This window comes from Runella sp. R5_40 (genome assembly GCF_057652295.1).
In genome coordinates this window covers 40,602-57,361 of sequence record NZ_JBYFCH010000021.1, presented here as the reverse complement: position 1 = coordinate 57,361, position 16,760 = coordinate 40,602, and the positions used below count along the sequence as shown (strand labels likewise).

Below are 16,760 nucleotides of genomic sequence, written 5' to 3'. Positions count from 1 at the left end.
TTCCTCATGAAAACACTATTCATACTTGCAACTTTGCTTTTACTGCATTCTGAAAAAAGTATAACCGCTGAACAGATTATAGGTAAATGGATGTCGGAAGATAAAGACATAGCCGTTGAAATATTTAAAAAAAATAATAGTTATTCGGCACAGGTAATATGGTTTTTATGCGACCCTAAAACTCCGGAAATGCGCTCTTTCAAAGATATCGAAAACCCAGACCCCAAATTGAGAAATCGCCCTTGGCTGGGCATGTTAGTAGTAAACGACTTGAAGTTTGACGGTAAAAGTGAGTGGAAGGACGGTAATATCTACGACCCCAATTCGGGTAGAACATATAAATCAGTGGTTAGGCTACAATCACCTGATAGGCTCATTGTCAGGGGATATTGGGGAATTGAATTATTTGGTAAAAGTCTCACATTCAACAAAATACAATAATGAATCCAAATCCGTTCTCACAAATTCAAACGTACCTGACGAAATCATTTTTTGTACCGAAAAAAGCGATTGTCTCTGATTTACTTTTTAGGAGGTTAGCCTTCAGCAGCGCTGAGTTTATGGAAATTGTCTTTTTGTTGGAAACTCAAAACCAAATCACGCTGCCTGATGCTGATTTGCAGCAAGTTAAAACAGTAGGTGATTTGGTTTTGCTGACTGAACAATGGCTCAAAAATGCCACCGTCACTAATTACTAAAATCTACATCAGGTTTTGCCAGTTTGCTTTCTTTTTTGCGGAAAGTTGCGTCGGGTTTGCCGAGGGGTAATTGTAAGGTGAGTTTGTAAAAACGTACCTCACGACGGTTCATACTTGATTGATAAATAGCAGGTTGTTCAAAAGTGGTAACAAATTTTCGTGAATTGAAAATGTCATTGATACTAAACGACACGCTCGCACGGTTTTTCATAAATGACTTACGTAGCGCAAAGTCGGCGGCTTGAACAGGTAGTCTGTCGCCCTGTAAAGCTGGCGAACGGCCATCCCGATTGAGGTTTAGTTGGGCGGAATAATTGGCAGGAAAACGGTATGATGCACTCAGTTTGGCCCGAACAGTAACGAGTTCTTTGTGTAACGTAGTCGTCTGCAAAATAAAGTTGAACACATTGGCATTGGCCATAATCGTAAGCGGCCCAGATGCATATTTCAACGTATTTTCCATGCCGTATTGAATGTCCGCTTTGACATTGATGAAGGTCGTTACCAATATCGTGGGTTCAGTGGCCGAAGGCTGCACAAAAGGCTTGATGGTGTGGTCTTCGTAAATGTAATAGGCCGAAGCAAACCAACTCAGGTTTCTGATATTTCGATTGTAGCTCAGTTCGGCGGTATTTACAAATTCGGGTTGCACATTTGGATTGCCAATGGTGATATTTTGGCGGTCATTGGCCTGAATCCCGACAAATAAATGTCGAAAATTAGGCCGTCCTACTTTGCGACTCAAACTCAATCCAATTTCTGAATCTTCGCTGAATTTTTTGGACAAAGCAAACGACGGAAAAAACGCCTGAAACCAATGGCCACCCTTTGCCGATGGATAGGTATAGCCAAAAGTCGAATTGTCGAACTTGGAAAGCCCGTGCAGAAACGATTGTTCCATGCGTAGCCCCGCTTCCATCTGCACGTGGTTGCGTAGTCGGCGACTGTACAGCAAATAAGCGGCGTTGATGGTTTCTAACACATTGGCGTTCTGTGAATAATTGACCAACAGGTGATAGGCTTGCGTTTCGTTGTTGAGTTGGTTGAACAAATACTGCTGGTCACGGTCAAAGGTGTAGCTACGCAAGCCCATTTCGAGTCGGGTGGAGTCGTTGATTGGATGAACATAATCTAACTGCGCCAAATACTGACTACCAATCTGCCAACCCGTAATTTTGTCAGTTTCTGGGTAATATTTTTGGTTGCTTCCATCGGCATTTTGGGCCGTAGTGAGCCAATCAGCGGCGTTAGATACGTTGTTGCGGGTGTAAGAGGTAATCAAACTCAATTCTCGCCCTTTTCGGGCAAAAGTGCGTTTCCAGTCAAACTCCACCCCTACGTTGGTATAGGCGTTTTCGGGTAGTGTAGTACGACCGCCGTAGCTCGTAATCATTTTTTCAGCGTTACGGTAGTCGTATTGTTGATTGGTAACGGTATTGAAAGCCCCGCCCACGATATTGCCTGCTACTGAGAAAGTGTTGTATTTGTTGGGGGCATAATCAACCGCCAAACGACCGTTGTGGAAAATGTTATCAAGGCTAATATCGGTATTTTGGTTGAAGTAACTAACGGGCGAACCATTGGCAAAATTGGTGCGATGCACGTAGCCCGTAAGCGGGTTTTTGGTTGAATTCATATTGTAGAGAGCCGTTACATTCCACTTTCCTTCGTGGTAATCCAAGTTCAGCGAGCCATCGTACCGTCCGTTGTTGCCCACGCCTACGCTGACCGTACCGTTGTAGCCCGTTTTACGGTTTTTCTTCAAAACAAGGTTCACAATCCCGCCCGAAGTGGAGGCATCGTAACGTGCCGATGGATTTGAGATGACTTCCACCGATTCAATCTGATTGGCAGGAATCTGCGCCAACGTAAGTTGGGTGGGTTTGCCGTTGATGTAAATGGTCGTGGCCATGTTCCGCAAAGTTGCATTGCCGCTTTCGTCCAAGCTAATGGAGGGTACATTTCTCAACACCGATTCAGCCGTACCACCTATGGTTGTCAGGTTCTTACCCACATTAAAAACCCGTTTATCCATGCCCATCGAGAGCGGGTCTTTCTCACCCTTTACTTCCACTTCTTTGAGCATACTGGCATCGGGCAGTAGTTTTAGACTGCCCAAATCAAGCGGATTTTCGGTCAATTGGACGAGCTGGCTCAGGGTTTGATAGCCAATAAATGAAACTTTGACCGTCAGTTTGCCCGTTGGAAGATTGTTGATGATAAATTCACCCGTTTCGGAGACTATCACGCCACCCACGAGCGAATCTTTGGTATTTTGGGGTTTAAAAACACTTACCGACGCAAAGGCTAAGGCTTGGTTGGTGGAGGCATCGAAGGTTTTACCCAAGATTTTTCCAATTTTTGTAGAAGTAGGTTGCTGGGCTACGGCCACATTAGCCAATAGAAAAGCGATAAAGAACAAATTTTTGAACATAAAAATAATGGTTTTCATGGCACTTGATTCACACCTTTTCTGAGGTGACACCACAAACCTACGGCACGATTTAGAAGAAATTTTGAATTTTAAAATGCCACGAAAAAACAATGTAGTTGCTGGTCAAAACTGTAATGAATTTGCCAATGATAACGATTACAAATCTGTTTCACGATGGCCAGACCCAAGCCACTGCTGGGCGTTTCGGCAGAAGAAGTGCTAAACCGTTTGAACAGATTGGCGGTATTTAACGAGTGATTATGACCAGTGTTGGACACAATGAAGCGGTGTTTAGAAAACTCAACCCCTATTTTTCCATTTTCTACATTGTGCCTAATGGCGTTCAGTAACAGGTTGTTAATCAAGATTTCGAGTAATATTCGGTTGCCTTCTATAAAAACACCTTGCTCTATTTGTTTTTCGATGGTGATGTTTTTAGCTTCGATATGTTCGGATAGAAAGTCGAGGCTATCATTCATCAACTGGCTCAAATTGATGGGCTCCGTATCAACAAATTGCTGATTTTCAATTTTGGCAAGTAGCAACAGATTTTTGTTGATTCTCGAAGTTCTTGCCAATGCTTTATGCGCAGCTTCAATAATTTCAGATTCTTTGCCAGTCAATGCTTCATTTTGAAGTAACAAATCCAATTTCGACTGGATAATAGCCAAGGGCGTTTGCAATTCGTGCGAAGCGTTTTCGGTAAATTCCTTTTGTTCTTGGTAAGACGATATATTTTTCTCAATGAGCCTTTGCAAGCTGCCGTTTAGTTCTTCAAATTCGAGAATAGTTGTTTTTTCAAACGCAATACTTCGCTGGCTACTCAGGTCAAAAGCCTTGATTTGGTGTAATGTTTTATAGAATGGTTTCCACAGTTTGGCCGATATTCGTTGGTTGAGTACGATAAAACCGATGACCAACAGGATGAAAAATCCGAAGGTAACAAAAGCAATGTCGCTGATGATTTCATCGGCTTCTTCTACATTGGTTTCGACCGTAAGATGGTACGGTTTCCCGTTGATAATCAGATAAGAAGACAGCCCACGAAAGCGGTTACTGTGCCTTGAATGTAGGTTGTTGGCTCGCATAACCGTATAAAGACTATCTGATTTCTGAACAGGTTTGGCTAAGGGCCGTAGGTCAATGCCAGGTTCAATGCGATTCCAAAGGCTGAGACTTTGGATCAGAATGGTGTCGTTGATAACGATTTTACTGAATTCTGTCTCAATTTTTCTTTTTACAAATTTATTATGCAGGTCTATTTCGCTCAACCAAATGCGATTTACGATGTAATAATAAGCTGGGATACTACCTGCCAACACCAACAAGGCATAGAGCGTAAATGCTTTGAGTGGCGTATTCAGCAATTTATTCATTTTCCCATTTATAACCTGTGCCATAGACGGTCTTTAAGTAATTGTCGCAACCTGCTTCGGTCAATTTCTTTTTTAGGTTTTTGATATGGGCATACACAAAATCGTGGTTGTCGAGCATATCGGCCAAATCGCCCGAAAGATGCTCGGCAAGGGCATTTTTGGAAATCACCCGATTCCTGTTGCCCATAAAAAACAGCAACAAGTCAAACTCCTTTTTGGTAAGCAAAACGGGCGTGTTGTGTATCAAGAGGGTTTTTGCCAATAAGTCAATTTTTAGCTCATTTTGTTGAATGATGTTGGCATTGGCAAATTGACGGCGACGAATGACCGAGTAAATTCGAGCGGCTAATTCTGACAAATGGAAGGGTTTTGCCAAATAATCATCTGCCCCAAGGTGCAAGCCCTTTATTTTATCGTCGAGGGCATTTTTGGCAGAAATAATAATGACACCGTCTTGCTTGTTTTGTTTTTTGAGTTCTTCCAAAATCTTCATCCCATCGCCCCCAGGTAGCATCAAGTCGAGCAAAATACAGTTGTATTCGTAGGTCGTAACTTTCTCGAATGCTTCCTCAAACGAAGCCGCAAACTCACACAAATAGTTTTCGCCCAATAAATAATCGGCGATGCTCTTAGCCAATTCGGGTTCGTCTTCAATGATTAAGATTCTCATTGGGCTAAGGTAAGTGAATGATTTAGAAGAAATTTTGAATACTATTTCCAAATCAACACAATCATTCCAAAAAAAATCAGTCCTGCACCGATTAAAACTTTGGGAGTCATTGGCTCTTTCAACAAAAAGAAGGAGAGCAAAAGGGTAATGATAATGCTGGCTTTGTCAATAGCCGTCACATACGACACCAACCCATCTTTCATGGCTCGGTAGTAAAACACCCAACTAACGGTGGTGGTAATACCCGATGCAACAAGTAGAAGCCATTGCTTTTGGGTAAGCAACCCAAAATCTTTGTACTTGCTGCCTACTACATTGATGAGGGTAATCAGAAAAAAGATAACGGCGGTTCGGATGCCTAAACCCAAATCAGGGTGAATGTTTTTCAAGCCATACTTGGCAAGCACTGAAGTAATACCGGCAAATGCCATAGAAGCAAGAGCGTATAGTGTCCATTTTTCCATTCATACTATTTTTTACACAGTGAGCCACCTTGCTAATAGTAGCAGGACGGCTCACTATAAATTCAAATCAAATCTTTGCTACTGCTTTGCCGCCAGCATCAAAAAACAAATCTTTGCCCTTTACTTCGGCTTCGTAGTAGGTTTTACCACCTTTTTTTATTTCGGCGGCTTCTTTTATTTTTTTGCCTTTGAGGGCTTCTTGCACCGAAGCAGGCAATGCCGATACTTTGATTTCAGTTTCTACTTCCTGCACTTCCCCTTTGGCATTTAAGACTACTGATAGTTCTTTGCCTTCGTGCTTAAAAGAAGCCTCGTAATCGGCATTTTCTTTGTCCCATTTGACAGGCTTAGTATGAGGATACTGCTTGGCAAAGCCTTCTTTTACTGCCTTTGGCAATTTGTCGGCATTGACTTTTTGGGCGTTTGCCCCTGTGAGCGTAGCAGCTACGAAAGCCGCCATCAATAAGGTACGTTTCATGATTATAGTTGTTTAAAAATTAAATTTACAATACAATTTTACACCCTGATTTTGTAGAGATTCTGTAAATGAAGCAATTGGTTTGTTAAGATTTGTTAAATCTATTTCCATGCTATTTTGACAGTATGCAATAAGGCACTGTATTGGTATTGAGCCTCAAAACCATAAAACTCGCAAATTTGCTGAATGAGTGCCATACCCAATCCGTGAGAGTCTGAAGAATGATTACCTTTCTGAAAACGTTGCCATAGTTTTTCGGTATCTTGTAAAGGCTCGTTGCCAGTATTGCTGATAATCAACGAGTTGTCAGTTAATTTTATCGTAATGATTCCTCGTGGTATGTTGTGTTTGATGGCATTTCCCAACAGATTGTTGAGTAGCACTTCTGCCAAATAAGGATTGATATTCAATAGAATTTCTTTGTCAACTAAAATGCTGATTTCTAAGGCTTTGTGAGTAATCCAAACTTCCCAAAATTGTAGCTTTTGCCTAAAAAAGTCCCCTAAATTGAGTGCAACCATTTCTGTAAATTGCTGATTTTCTATTTTCACTAATAGCAGCAAGGTTTGATTGAGTTTTGAAAGATGCCGCACACTTTCTATCAACTCGCTGATTTTGGTAAGTTGTTTTTCGTGTAAGTTGTCGGACTGTATCAGTTGTTCTAAATTAGATTGAATAACCGCCAATGGTGTTTGAAACTCGTGCGAAGCGTTTTCAGTAAACTGCTTTAAGCTATTGTAATCGTGCCATATTCGGTGGGTGAGGTGGTTAATGTTTTGTTGTAAAACGCCGAATTCTTTGGTAGTGGTAGCCATGAAAGAAAGTGGCTTCTGTTCTTGAATTTTGAATGATTGTAGTTGTTGCAGGGCCTGATAGAACGGTCGCCAAAGACGATTTGATATGATGTAATTGATTATTAATAAGCCAATTATCAAGCCTAACAATACCACGCCGAAAATTAAGAGAATTACCCCTACTAAGTCTTCGGTTTCGTAAAGAGCCTTCGAGATAGTTACTTTTACAAAACCTGTATGAGTTTTAACACCAAAAATCAGTATTCGATAATCAAGCATTTCTCCTGTTTCGAGCGGATTGGGTAGCAGGGTATCAGACAAAGATTCTTTGACCAAAAAATTAGTATTTTCAATGCTAATACTGTCTGCCAGCGCAAACCACTTTTGCTCACTGTCCTCAATCTTGTCAATTTCTCGAAGTATCTTAGCTTGTTGTGCCTTTAATTGCTCAGTTGCTTCTCTGTCGAATACGTACATGAGTAAATAGTGACTAAATACGCCACCAAGTGCCGCTACGACAAAGGCAGAAGCTAAAAAAGAAAGAGCTGTTTTGTTACTGAGGGTCATTCATTTGACGAATTTATAACCAATGCCGTAGATTGTTTGAATGTAATCAAGGCAACCTTGTTCGGTAAGTTTTTTGCGTAGATTTTTTATTTGCGAATACAAAAAATCGAAGCTGTCAGCTTGGTCTATGTCATCGCCGTAGAGATGTTCCGAAATAGCCGATTTGGTCAGTATTCGGTTGGGGTTTGCTAGCAGATACATCAGTAAATCGTATTCTTTTCGGGTAAGTGAAACACCATTATTATTGACCCAAACCTCAAAAGAATCAGGATAGACCCGAATTTGGCCGTGCTGAATTTCGGTATTACCATTAAACTGTCTTCTGCGACCAACCGATTTCAAACGAGCATTGAGTTCGGAAAGATGAAAAGGCTTGGTAAGGTAATCGTCAGCACCTAAGTCAAGTCCTATTATTTTATCGTCTAAGGCATTTTTTGCCGAAATAATAATGATACCCGCCTCTGGCTGTTGTTTTTTGAGCAACTTTATCGCCGTAAGCCCCGACCCACTCGGCAGCATGAGGTCCACCAATACGCAGTCGTAGGCGTAAACTCCAATTTTTTCTTCAGCATCAGGCAAATCTACCACCCATTCTACCACGTGCTGTTGCGATTTTAAGAAATCCATCATCACCTCAGCCAATGGTTTTTCATCTTCAATCAAAAGTATTTTCATCGTTGTCAAAATTTTCGACTATACCCCGCCCGCACCACTTGCGTTTCGTAGTAGTCGGTGCTATTTAAGGTAAAACCCGTGCCATTGATCGTTTTGTGAATGTTCATGGTATTGAGTAAATCAGTGGCGTTTAAAAATAACTCACCTTTTTTCAAGGTTTTTTTCAAACCCATATCCAGCGAATACCGCTGCCCGATGCGTCCCTGTGGAATCAAGTCAGGGGCAAGATAGATGCTCGTTACTTGCCAATCGAAGCTCTGTGGTAGGTGCAGCAAGGCATTTACTTTAAAATTCCCCGAAGTGAGTTGTTGCTTTTGCCCCGTGTAGGTGGTCGGAATGGGGTATTTGTTGGTAATGCTGAACGCCTCAATGGTGTTTTGATAGATATTTACGCTGGCGTTGAGGTTTACAAATTTAGAAAAATCTTGTTGCCAAACCAACTCTACGCCTGTGTTATAGCTGCGGCCAATGTTCTGAAAAATATTGAACAACACTACGTTATTGGGGGCTTGCGTGGCTATGCGGCTAATCGTACCGTCAGTGAGGCGATGATAAACCGTCCCGTACAAACTGCCGCTATTCCACAAATGCCTATAGCCCAATTCTACCGAAGTTGTGAATTGCGGTTTGAGGGTAGGATTGCCCACTTTTATCAATTCGGGTTCGTCATATTTCGGAAAAATACGAATATCCACCTCGTTGGGTCTGTCCACCCGCCGATTGAAAAACACCGACAGCTTGTTATTTTCGTTGATTTTATAAGCCAATCGCACATTCGGAAAGGGCTGCGTGTAGTTGTATCCGTCGCTTTTGTAGGTGTTATGGTTGGGATTGATTTCATAGTTTACCCGCACGTATTCGAGGCGAAGTCCTGCTTCTACTTCTAATTTGGGGTTTTCGTAAATGTAATTTCCGTAGAGGGCAGGAATGGTTTCATAATAATTTGCCCAGCCGCCCGCATTGACATCAATGACCGAATTAGCCCCCGGGAAAAACTGCATATTCACAGGGATTGTCCGCCTCCGCAGTTTGATGCCCGTTTCCAATTTGCCATGTGCCAGCGGCTTCACGTAGTCAAGATTGAGGTCTGATACCTGTTCGTCGGAGAGCAATTTAAACGAATCGGTTCCTTTTGAAGTGGGCAATGTATTCGTAAAAAAATATTTTTCGTCTTCTCTATGGAAGGTATAATTGTAATTCAAGTTGAGTAAATGCCCCGCTTGCTTGAATTTATGCACCAAAACCGCCGTGGCTATCGCCGTATATTTTACCTCGTCTTCCAGAAATTGCCACAAACGATAACGATTTGCATAGTCGTTACCCAAAAAATACGGATTATCGCCATTGTCCAAAATCTTTTCACGATTGAACAAACCCGAAACCGTAAGTGTATTGTTTTTGTCGAAAGTATAATCTAAACCTGCTTTTACGGTGGCGTAAGTAGTGGTACGATTGCGTACAAGTTGCTGCACTATCCGCTCGCCTGTGGTATAGGTACGGGTCGAGAACTCGTTTTTGTTCAGTGTTTGGGTATAAAGCCAGTCGCCCTGCAAGAAAACATTGGCCTTTTGGCTACGATGATTCACCGAAAACGAAGGGTTATATTTAGGCGTAGCCTGAAACTGCGGTTGTACATTGGGCAAGTTTGTTTGTTTTTGCCACAACGCCCCCAGCCCAGCCGTAAGCCCTACCTTGCCATTCCAGCCAAATTGTTCGTTTTTCTTGAAAATCAGGTTGATAATGCCCGCATTACCATTGGCATCGTACTTGGCTGAAGGATTGTTGATGATTTCAATTTTTTCAATAGCTGATGCAGGAATATTTTCTAAACCTTTCTGGCTACCAAATCCCGTCAAGGCGGTTTGTTTGCTGTCAATCAACACTACTACTTTATCGCTGCCTCTGATTTGAAGCGTACCCTCTTGCGTGGTAGTTACGCCGGGCAGGTTGTTCATCATCTGTAACACTGACCCGCCGCTTTGTGCCAAGTTGTCGCTTGTGAGGTAGGTTTGTTTGTCCATTTTACTTGATACACCCACTTGTTGCCCTATCACTTTTACCTCTTCGAGCAGTTGTTTGTTTTCGGTCAATTCAATTTTGCCGAGGTCTAAAAACTCACTCAGTTGCCCCACCGAAACTTTCTTACTAACAGGCAAATAGCCTACTAATGAAGTGCTAAGTAAGTAGTTGCCTTTGACGATGTTGTTCAACACAAAAATGCCTTCTTCGTTGCTCACCGCCCCAGTCACAAACGAGCTGTCAGCTTCTTTTTTGAGAATAACGTTGACATAGGGTAAGGGGTTTTTGTTGCTTACATCCAGCACTTTGCCCGAAACAGCCACCTTTTGTGCGAAGGTCGAGACCGTTGAAATGAGGGGAATAAACCCTATGAGTAAATATTTTCTTACAGATTTCATGGTGAAAAAATTAGAATTTGCCTGCAAAATGTACTTGAAATCTGTAAGAAGTTTGTAGAAATGAAGCAAAATCTCAAAAGGCTACATGTTGAAGAAGTAATATACCTTTTCGGTTAGTCAAAATCTGAAAGTAAAATAATTCATCTGAATTATTTTACTTTCAACGTCTGAGCATTAATGGCCACAATAATCGTGCTCAGGCTCATGAACACAGCCCCAATGGCAGGCGAGATAACAATGCCGGGTATGAACCCTGTGGCTAATGGTAAAGTAATGGCATTATAAGCCGTAGCCCACACTAAGTTTTGAATCATTTTTCGATAGGTAATCCTACCAAATTGGATTAAGGTGGCAACATCTTTTGGGTTACTGTTTACCAAAACAATGTCGGCGGTTTCGGCGGCTACATCAGTGCCTGACCCTACGGCAATGCCCACGTCGGCTTGGGCAAGGGCGGGAGCATCGTTAACACCGTCGCCGGTCATGGCCACAAACTCTCCGTTGGCTTGTTGTTCCTTTATCTTTTCTAACTTTTGATGAGGTAATATTTCGGCCATATAGCCCGTCATACCCAATTTTTTGCTGACGGTTTCGGCTACTTTTTGATTGTCGCCTGTCAGCATGAACGTTTTTATACCTTGCTTTTTTAAGATTTGTACAGCCTCGGCGGATGATTCCCTGATTTGGTCAGCAAGGGAAATAAAGCCAGCTAATTGGTTATCAATCAACACAAAAACGACCGTTTCGGAGGCGTCAGCGACTGCCCCTTCTGGAATATTAAAGTTGTTTTCTCTCAAATAACCTGGGCTTACAACCCATACATTTTTTTGATTCACTTTTCCCGAAACACCTTTTCCTGTAATTGCCTGAAAATCCTCTACATTTGGGATGGATACTTTTTGGGCTTTTGCTTCGGCAATGATACCCGTAGCAATGGGATGCTCCGAGTTTTGTTCCAACGCTGCTGCCAACGCCAAAACGTCGTTTTTGGTAAGATTAGACAGAAAACTACTTATACGAGTGACTCCAAAAATACCCGTGGTGAGCGTTCCTGTTTTATCGAAAATGAGGGTAGAAATCTTACGAGCATTTTCAAAAGCAGTACGATTGCGAATCAGTAATCCATTTTTGGCCGCAAGGGAAGTAGAAATAGCTACTACCAGTGGAATAGCTAAACCCAGTGCGTGAGGACACGAAATCACCATGACTGTTACCATCCGTTCGATAGCATACGCCCACGATTGACCCACCATGAGCCATACTATCAACGTACCAAAACCCATTACTAAGGCAACTATGGTGAGCCAAAAGGCCGCACGGTCAGCCAGCCGTTGGGTATTTGACTTGGTGTTTTGAGCGTCTTGTACCATTTGAATCACTTTTGCCAAATAGGTACTTTCGCCCGTTTGTTCTACCTTTATTTCAAGCGAACCATTTCCGTTTAATGCTCCTGCAATCACCTTTGCGCCGATTTGTTTGAGGACAGGGGCGGATTCTCCCGTAAGCATAGACTCATTGAGATAACTTTCTCCTTTCAAAACAATCCCATCCACAGGAATCTTTTCGCCAGGGCGTACCAAAATATGAAACCCAGGTGTCACTTCTTTCAACGGCATATCGTGCAACATTTCTCCGTGCATTACGTGAGCTTCCGCAGGAATCATCTGAATGAGAAGTTCGAGTGCTTTGGAAGCATTGGCCACTGAACGCATTTCGAGCCAATGTCCCAATAGCATAATTACAATCAACGTAGCCAGCTCCCAGAAAAAGTCCATACCTTGAAAACCAAAAACAGTGGCAACGCTGTACACAAAAGCCACAGTGATAGCCATGGCAATGAGGGTCATCATGCCTGGGTGACGACTTTTGAGTTCATCCAAACACCCCTCTAAAAATGGTTTGCCACCATACCAAAACAATACCGACGAGAGTGCCAAAAGCAGGTATTTTCTTCCTACGAATTCCAATTGAAAGCCCAACCAATGTTGAATCATGTCAGACAGCACCAAAATCGGAACCGTCAATCCTAAACTTACATAGAAACGTCGTTTAAAGTCTTCAATCATAGCCGAATGGTCATGACCTGCTTCTCCATGCTTGGGATGATGTCCTGTGTGGTTAGTTTGTTGGTGGTGGCCAACAGGATTGTCATGCTTATCGTGGGTCGAGTGCTGGTGTTCCATAATTGTTAGTGTTTTGACACAGGAGAAGGTTTTATGATTTTCTTTTTACGACTCAACCAAAACAACCAAAATCCCGAGAAGACAGTTATAAGCCCTAAAACAGAAAATGCTCTTAACACCCAATTGCCAAAATGGTCACGGGTTTGGTAATCCATGGTGTGGAGCATCCACAAAACATCGAAAACTCGCCATTTGTTGTTTCTGAACTTCTGAACAGTGCCTAATTGGGTGCTTACATAAACCGTTGTGTTAGAGGGGTGGTCAAAAGTAATGGCGTAAGCGGGTAAGGGTTCTTTTCGGTATTCGTGATGTCCATTGGTAGTAGTCAGATACTCCACAGATTTTACTTTTGCCTCATCAGTAAAACTGCTTTGAGCCACTTGGGTGGCTTCGGTTCGGCTCAATGCAGGTCTTAGTTCGCCTGAAACTGCATTGGCTAATTGTATTTTTTTGCCTCGGTCATGTTCTTTGGAGTAGATGATTTGATAGATGGGTTCGCTCAAAATCTGAACCAAGTGGGTATCGAAAATAAAATTAACACTATCCTTCGCTTTGAGCTTTTGTAAAACATCAGAGAGCGGAGCTAATTGAATATTGCCTCTTATGGGATGGATGTGGGCTTTTTGGTGGTCACCATGGACATCGTCTAAATCTGACCAACTAAAATACAACCCGCCCAACGTCCAAAACAAGAATTGAACACCAAGAGTCACCCCCAGATAGCGGTGACTCTTGCGAATTGTACGGTGTAGTTCCGCTCGTTTCATTAAAGCGTTTCTTTGACTTTACCACATTTGAGCATCATATCACCAAAATAAGGATTGGCAATTTCCTTTTTTTCGCTTAACCAATAGCCACCTTTGTTGTCATTGGCCATCGGACAAAAATCATAGTAAACGGGGCTGCTTGGTTTCATGGTTTTGGCTGCGGCATAAACAGCATTAGTTAATGAGCCAAGCTGTGCTCGCTGGGTATCAATACTTGATGCTTTGGTAATGGCATCTGCGGCTTTGAGCGCATCAGCTCCTACCATTTTACCTGCCTTTTTTAGAGCAACCGATAATGTTTTGGCTTCGGAAGCAGCAGCTTTGGCATCAGAAGCTACCAAAGCATTCTTGACTTTAAAATAAGCTGTCAGTACGGGAGTAACACCCATTGCTGCCATATTGTGTCCTTCGTGTTGGGCAAATGTTACACTCGAAATCAAAAGAGCAAATGCGAAAACGATTGTTTTTTTCATTGTGTTTGAATTGTTTGATGGTAAAAAATAATAGATTGAAAGTGAAAGAGTTAACATACAGTTTTTGCAATTTTGTCCATGATACGGTGGCTGTCACCAAACCGACAAAGCGCATCGCAGTTTTTTCTAAGTTCAGAGAACAAAATGTATTTGATAGGAACGTTGTTGCTTTTGACGGATGGGCGGGCCAATTGCAGACATACATCTTTCTCTCGATGGTCTGGTACGACTAAATAAAACGTTTCGTCACCGTCGGCTATGCTATACGACAAATCGCTCAGACGTAGAATGCCAGAATAGATAGAGGTACTTTTTTCTACCTCGAACGCTGCCAGTACATTGTCGGTGTCTTTCTCAAACCAAAGCACATCAATCAATCGAATGGTGTTGCGGGTTTCGATATCACACTTAATGGATGGGAAAACGGCTTGGCATAAGAATGAAAACTTGTGTCCATCGTAACTTCTTGATTGGTCGTTTGTGGCAGGAAAAGCATCATAACCCAATGCTTGACCGATTTTAAGCAAATGGTACTGCATTTCGGTGTGCAGGTTATCGTCCTGACGCTCGGTTTGGACTTCACGATGGCGTTTTTCAATGAGTTTTTCCAGCTTCTGCCGTTCTTCGGCAGAGAGGTATTCGTCATTGCCTAATATCATTTTTTGTGTACCAATCTCAAAAAGCAATCCAGCCAAAGCTCCTAAGTCAGACGAAAGTTCATTGCGGTGTTCTTGGTTAGTTTTGAGCATCACTTCTCGCATTTTCAGGAACTCCGACCACGAACCCAATTTTTTCTTGTCTTTAAACAAGTAATTGAAGCCGTTCAAAATAGCCGTATTGAACGGTGGAATCAGCGTGGGATGAAGGAAGTACAGGATATTGGCCACAGAAGGCCCCAAACCTTTGATTTTGAACTCATCCAAGCGAATGATTTCTCGAAGCAACTGTTCTTCTTTGGTGGCGCTGAGGCAGTTTTCCAGAAACTGCCCAAAGGCTTTTTTGTGGTCTTGGTTTTCGTAAATGTCTGGTATTCTGAGCTTGGGCTTCCAATAAAACGGGTGTGAAGCCCCCACAAAAACCTGTTTTTGTTCGGTAATACAATTTAGTACAAATTCGAGCGATGACCCTCTAAAATCATTGGGAAACTTGCCTTGCTTGATGTCGGCCACGATTTGCTGTACCCCCCGCCGAATGGAACGAAAGGCTTTCAGGCGCTCTTCGTTGTTGATAAACCAAGTGTTATACACCGATTCTTGGTCGGACTTGTATTGGCTGATGATATGGCTCAGGTTGGTGTTCATCAACAACAAGTTTTGTTTTGTTGAATAGGCGGACAGGGCATATCTCCATAACTGCAATACACGCAGCAATCACCATTCAGAGGCTTCAAAACGGTTTTGCATTGCTCACACTCGTAAAAGAATTGGCAAGCATCTGTGGGCATGATTTCTGTTTTTTGATGACCACAGTTTGGGCAAGTAATTTTAGATTGCAAAATGATAGCTGTCATTTTATTATAATTTTATGTTTGACTACTTTGTAACCTGTTGCTTGGATATTTTGTGTGATTTGGCTGACAGTTACTTGTTTAGCGTCGAACTGTATCTTTGCACTACCATTTATATAAGACACTTCTGAAACAACTACACCTTTAAGTTTTTGAAGTTCCGCTTTGATGTGTTGCTCGCATCCTGCACACGTCATTCCTGAAATGGTAAACTCAACTTTTTTCAACTTATTCTTTTCGCTTACAAACGCCTGATTTTTATTGCTTTGAAAAAGAAGATGCGAATAGCTGGGAAATGCCAAAAGCAAAAAAGATAGCACAGTTATTATACCCAAAAATGATTTAGAATCCCAAAAAGGTTTTTTTCTATCGTGTTCACAATCGCAAGAAGCTCTTTTTTTTGGGGTGAGTTTTTGATACCAAGCAAAGCCGAGAATCAATAAGGTCGCACCTATAAAAAAGGGTCTTGCCGGTTCAACCCAAGAAAAAGTTGAAACTATTCCACTTGTACCTGCAAAAATTGCCAGTATTGGCATGATGCAACAAAGAGAAGATGACAAAGCCGTAAGCAGGCTTAAATTTGAGAGAGAAAGTAGTGTTTTCATTTTTTAGCTCTAAATAATTCTAACGTTCCAAATACAGTTCGGTATTTTTTTAACACTTTGACACTTAAAAAACCAGCTTCGAGTAGGTAAGAAGGCATCAAACCCGCTACGTTGTCACGGGTGGTTTTGAAACCATCTAACAATTGTACGCCGTAAAATAGCCCCCGCATCAAACTGTTTTCGGCTTTACCCCAATCTGCTATATACAGCTCTCCATCGAATTTCAATACCCGTTTGATGTCTTGTAAAGCTTTTGCTTTCTGAATGGGGGTGAGGTGATGAAACACCAAACTCGAAATCACTCGGTCAAATGTCTCATCGGGATAAGGTAGTTTCATGCCGTCGTATTGATCAAGACGAATAGGGTGTGGGAAACCTCGTAATTTATGCTGGGCAATTGCCAGCACCTCTGCATCTACATCCACACCCGTAACAAATGCCGAAGGGTGTTTCGATTTAGTCATCATCGAAAGCGTAGCCGTTCCACAGCCAAAGTCAAGGACGTGGTATTCGGTTTCGATACCCGCTTCTTTGATGAGGTCTTGTTTGAATTGCTTTTCGGGCATTGTCCATTGAATCAACGGGTCATATACTTTTGTCAACCAGTTGAATCGTAGGGCAGGGATGTAGGTGGTGTTGCTCATAGATACGC

General features: G+C 42.2%; 17 protein-coding genes. 2 read left to right on the top strand and 15 right to left on the bottom strand.

Going from position 1 to position 16,760, the window contains the following annotated elements:
- Positions 1–6: 6 nt before the first annotated feature.
- Positions 7–441 (top strand): DUF2147 domain-containing protein, encoded by a 435-nt coding sequence (locus AC23N5_RS25265; RefSeq protein ID WP_277341197.1) that lies wholly within the window; start codon positions 7–9, stop codon positions 439–441.
- Positions 441–698, top strand: coding sequence for an acyl carrier protein (locus AC23N5_RS25260; protein ID WP_277341196.1), 258 nt, complete (start codon positions 441–443; stop codon positions 696–698). The genes AC23N5_RS25265 and AC23N5_RS25260 overlap by 1 nt, the downstream gene beginning before the upstream one ends.
- On the opposite strand, the gene AC23N5_RS25255 is transcribed toward AC23N5_RS25260, so the two are convergent.
- From AC23N5_RS25255 to AC23N5_RS25185, 15 genes are all read right to left on the bottom strand, one after another.
- Positions 688–3,132 (bottom strand): TonB-dependent receptor, encoded by a 2,445-nt coding sequence (locus AC23N5_RS25255; protein WP_277341195.1) that lies wholly within the window; start codon positions 3,130–3,132, stop codon positions 688–690. The genes AC23N5_RS25260 and AC23N5_RS25255 overlap by 11 nt on opposite strands.
- A gap of 89 nt (positions 3,133–3,221) precedes the next feature.
- On the bottom strand, positions 3,222–4,532 hold the full coding sequence (locus AC23N5_RS25250; protein WP_487757733.1) for a sensor histidine kinase: 1,311 nt from the start codon (positions 4,530–4,532) through the stop codon (positions 3,222–3,224).
- The gene (locus AC23N5_RS25245; RefSeq protein ID WP_277341193.1) at positions 4,501–5,178 is read right to left on the bottom strand and encodes a response regulator transcription factor; all 678 of its coding nucleotides are present in this window, start codon (positions 5,176–5,178) and stop codon (positions 4,501–4,503) included. The genes AC23N5_RS25250 and AC23N5_RS25245 overlap by 32 nt, the downstream gene beginning before the upstream one ends.
- Before the next feature lie 41 nt (positions 5,179–5,219).
- A complete protein-coding gene (locus tag AC23N5_RS25240; RefSeq protein ID WP_277341192.1) occupies positions 5,220–5,642 on the bottom strand; it encodes an EamA family transporter in 423 nt (140 codons plus the stop codon).
- A 67-nt stretch (positions 5,643–5,709) separates the two neighbouring features.
- Positions 5,710–6,120 (bottom strand): PepSY-like domain-containing protein, encoded by a 411-nt coding sequence (locus tag AC23N5_RS25235; protein ID WP_277341191.1) that lies wholly within the window; start codon positions 6,118–6,120, stop codon positions 5,710–5,712.
- Between the two features lie 101 nt (positions 6,121–6,221).
- Positions 6,222–7,481, bottom strand: coding sequence for a sensor histidine kinase (gene porY / locus AC23N5_RS25230; protein WP_277341190.1), 1,260 nt, complete (start codon positions 7,479–7,481; stop codon positions 6,222–6,224).
- On the bottom strand, positions 7,482–8,156 hold the full coding sequence (locus AC23N5_RS25225; RefSeq protein ID WP_277341189.1) for a response regulator transcription factor: 675 nt from the start codon (positions 8,154–8,156) through the stop codon (positions 7,482–7,484). It abuts the gene before it with no gap.
- Between the two features lie 5 nt (positions 8,157–8,161).
- Positions 8,162–10,573 carry a TonB-dependent receptor gene (locus AC23N5_RS25220; RefSeq protein ID WP_277341188.1) on the bottom strand — a complete coding sequence of 804 codons (2,412 nt, stop codon included), beginning with the start codon at positions 10,571–10,573 and terminating at the stop codon, positions 8,162–8,164.
- 149 nt (positions 10,574–10,722) lie between these two features.
- The gene (locus AC23N5_RS25215; RefSeq protein ID WP_277341187.1) at positions 10,723–12,756 is read right to left on the bottom strand and encodes a copper-translocating P-type ATPase; all 2,034 of its coding nucleotides are present in this window, start codon (positions 12,754–12,756) and stop codon (positions 10,723–10,725) included.
- A gap of 5 nt (positions 12,757–12,761) precedes the next feature.
- Positions 12,762–13,523, bottom strand: coding sequence for a hypothetical protein (locus tag AC23N5_RS25210; protein WP_277341186.1), 762 nt, complete (start codon positions 13,521–13,523; stop codon positions 12,762–12,764).
- Complete coding sequence (locus AC23N5_RS25205; RefSeq protein ID WP_277341185.1) at positions 13,523–13,996, bottom strand: DUF3347 domain-containing protein; 474 nt, start codon at positions 13,994–13,996, stop codon at positions 13,523–13,525. The genes AC23N5_RS25210 and AC23N5_RS25205 overlap by 1 nt, the downstream gene beginning before the upstream one ends.
- Positions 13,997–14,046: 50 nt before the next feature.
- A complete protein-coding gene (locus tag AC23N5_RS25200) occupies positions 14,047–15,297 on the bottom strand; it encodes a hypothetical protein (RefSeq protein ID WP_487757732.1) in 1,251 nt (416 codons plus the stop codon).
- The gene (locus AC23N5_RS25195; RefSeq protein WP_013931253.1) at positions 15,297–15,506 is read right to left on the bottom strand and encodes a GDCCVxC domain-containing (seleno)protein; all 210 of its coding nucleotides are present in this window, start codon (positions 15,504–15,506) and stop codon (positions 15,297–15,299) included. The genes AC23N5_RS25200 and AC23N5_RS25195 overlap by 1 nt, the downstream gene beginning before the upstream one ends.
- Entirely contained in the window at positions 15,503–16,108 is a 606-nt protein-coding gene (gene merTP, locus AC23N5_RS25190) for a mercuric transport protein MerTP (RefSeq protein WP_013931254.1), read from the bottom strand. Before merTP ends, AC23N5_RS25195 begins: the two co-directional genes overlap by 4 nt.
- Positions 16,105–16,752 carry a class I SAM-dependent methyltransferase gene (locus AC23N5_RS25185; RefSeq protein WP_013931255.1) on the bottom strand — a complete coding sequence of 216 codons (648 nt, stop codon included), beginning with the start codon at positions 16,750–16,752 and terminating at the stop codon, positions 16,105–16,107. Before AC23N5_RS25185 ends, merTP begins: the two co-directional genes overlap by 4 nt.
- Between the last annotated feature and the right edge of the window lie 8 nt (positions 16,753–16,760).

Excerpts from the sequence above, each read along its gene's own strand:
- AC23N5_RS25265 (WP_277341197.1), top strand. The coding sequence starts at position 7 with ATGAAAACACTATTCATACTTGCAACTTTGCTTTTACTGCATTCTGAA.
- AC23N5_RS25260 (WP_277341196.1), top strand. The coding sequence starts at position 441 with ATGAATCCAAATCCGTTCTCACAAATTCAAACGTACCTGACGAAATCA.
- AC23N5_RS25255 (WP_277341195.1), bottom strand. The coding sequence starts at position 3,132 with ATGTTCAAAAATTTGTTCTTTATCGCTTTTCTATTGGCTAATGTGGCC.
- AC23N5_RS25250 (WP_487757733.1), bottom strand. The coding sequence starts at position 4,532 with ATGGCACAGGTTATAAATGGGAAAATGAATAAATTGCTGAATACGCCA.
- AC23N5_RS25245 (WP_277341193.1), bottom strand. The coding sequence starts at position 5,178 with ATGAGAATCTTAATCATTGAAGACGAACCCGAATTGGCTAAGAGCATC.
- AC23N5_RS25240 (WP_277341192.1), bottom strand. The coding sequence starts at position 5,642 with ATGGAAAAATGGACACTATACGCTCTTGCTTCTATGGCATTTGCCGGT.
- AC23N5_RS25235 (WP_277341191.1), bottom strand. The coding sequence starts at position 6,120 with ATGAAACGTACCTTATTGATGGCGGCTTTCGTAGCTGCTACGCTCACA.
- porY (WP_277341190.1), bottom strand. The coding sequence starts at position 7,481 with ATGACCCTCAGTAACAAAACAGCTCTTTCTTTTTTAGCTTCTGCCTTT.
- AC23N5_RS25225 (WP_277341189.1), bottom strand. The coding sequence starts at position 8,156 with ATGAAAATACTTTTGATTGAAGATGAAAAACCATTGGCTGAGGTGATG.
- AC23N5_RS25220 (WP_277341188.1), bottom strand. The coding sequence starts at position 10,573 with ATGAAATCTGTAAGAAAATATTTACTCATAGGGTTTATTCCCCTCATT.
- AC23N5_RS25215 (WP_277341187.1), bottom strand. The coding sequence starts at position 12,756 with ATGGAACACCAGCACTCGACCCACGATAAGCATGACAATCCTGTTGGC.
- AC23N5_RS25210 (WP_277341186.1), bottom strand. The coding sequence starts at position 13,523 with ATGAAACGAGCGGAACTACACCGTACAATTCGCAAGAGTCACCGCTAT.
- AC23N5_RS25205 (WP_277341185.1), bottom strand. The coding sequence starts at position 13,996 with ATGAAAAAAACAATCGTTTTCGCATTTGCTCTTTTGATTTCGAGTGTA.
- AC23N5_RS25200 (WP_487757732.1), bottom strand. The coding sequence starts at position 15,297 with ATGAACACCAACCTGAGCCATATCATCAGCCAATACAAGTCCGACCAA.
- AC23N5_RS25195 (WP_013931253.1), bottom strand. The coding sequence starts at position 15,506 with ATGACAGCTATCATTTTGCAATCTAAAATTACTTGCCCAAACTGTGGT.
- merTP (WP_013931254.1), bottom strand. The coding sequence starts at position 16,108 with ATGAAAACACTACTTTCTCTCTCAAATTTAAGCCTGCTTACGGCTTTG.
- AC23N5_RS25185 (WP_013931255.1), bottom strand. The coding sequence starts at position 16,752 with ATGAGCAACACCACCTACATCCCTGCCCTACGATTCAACTGGTTGACA.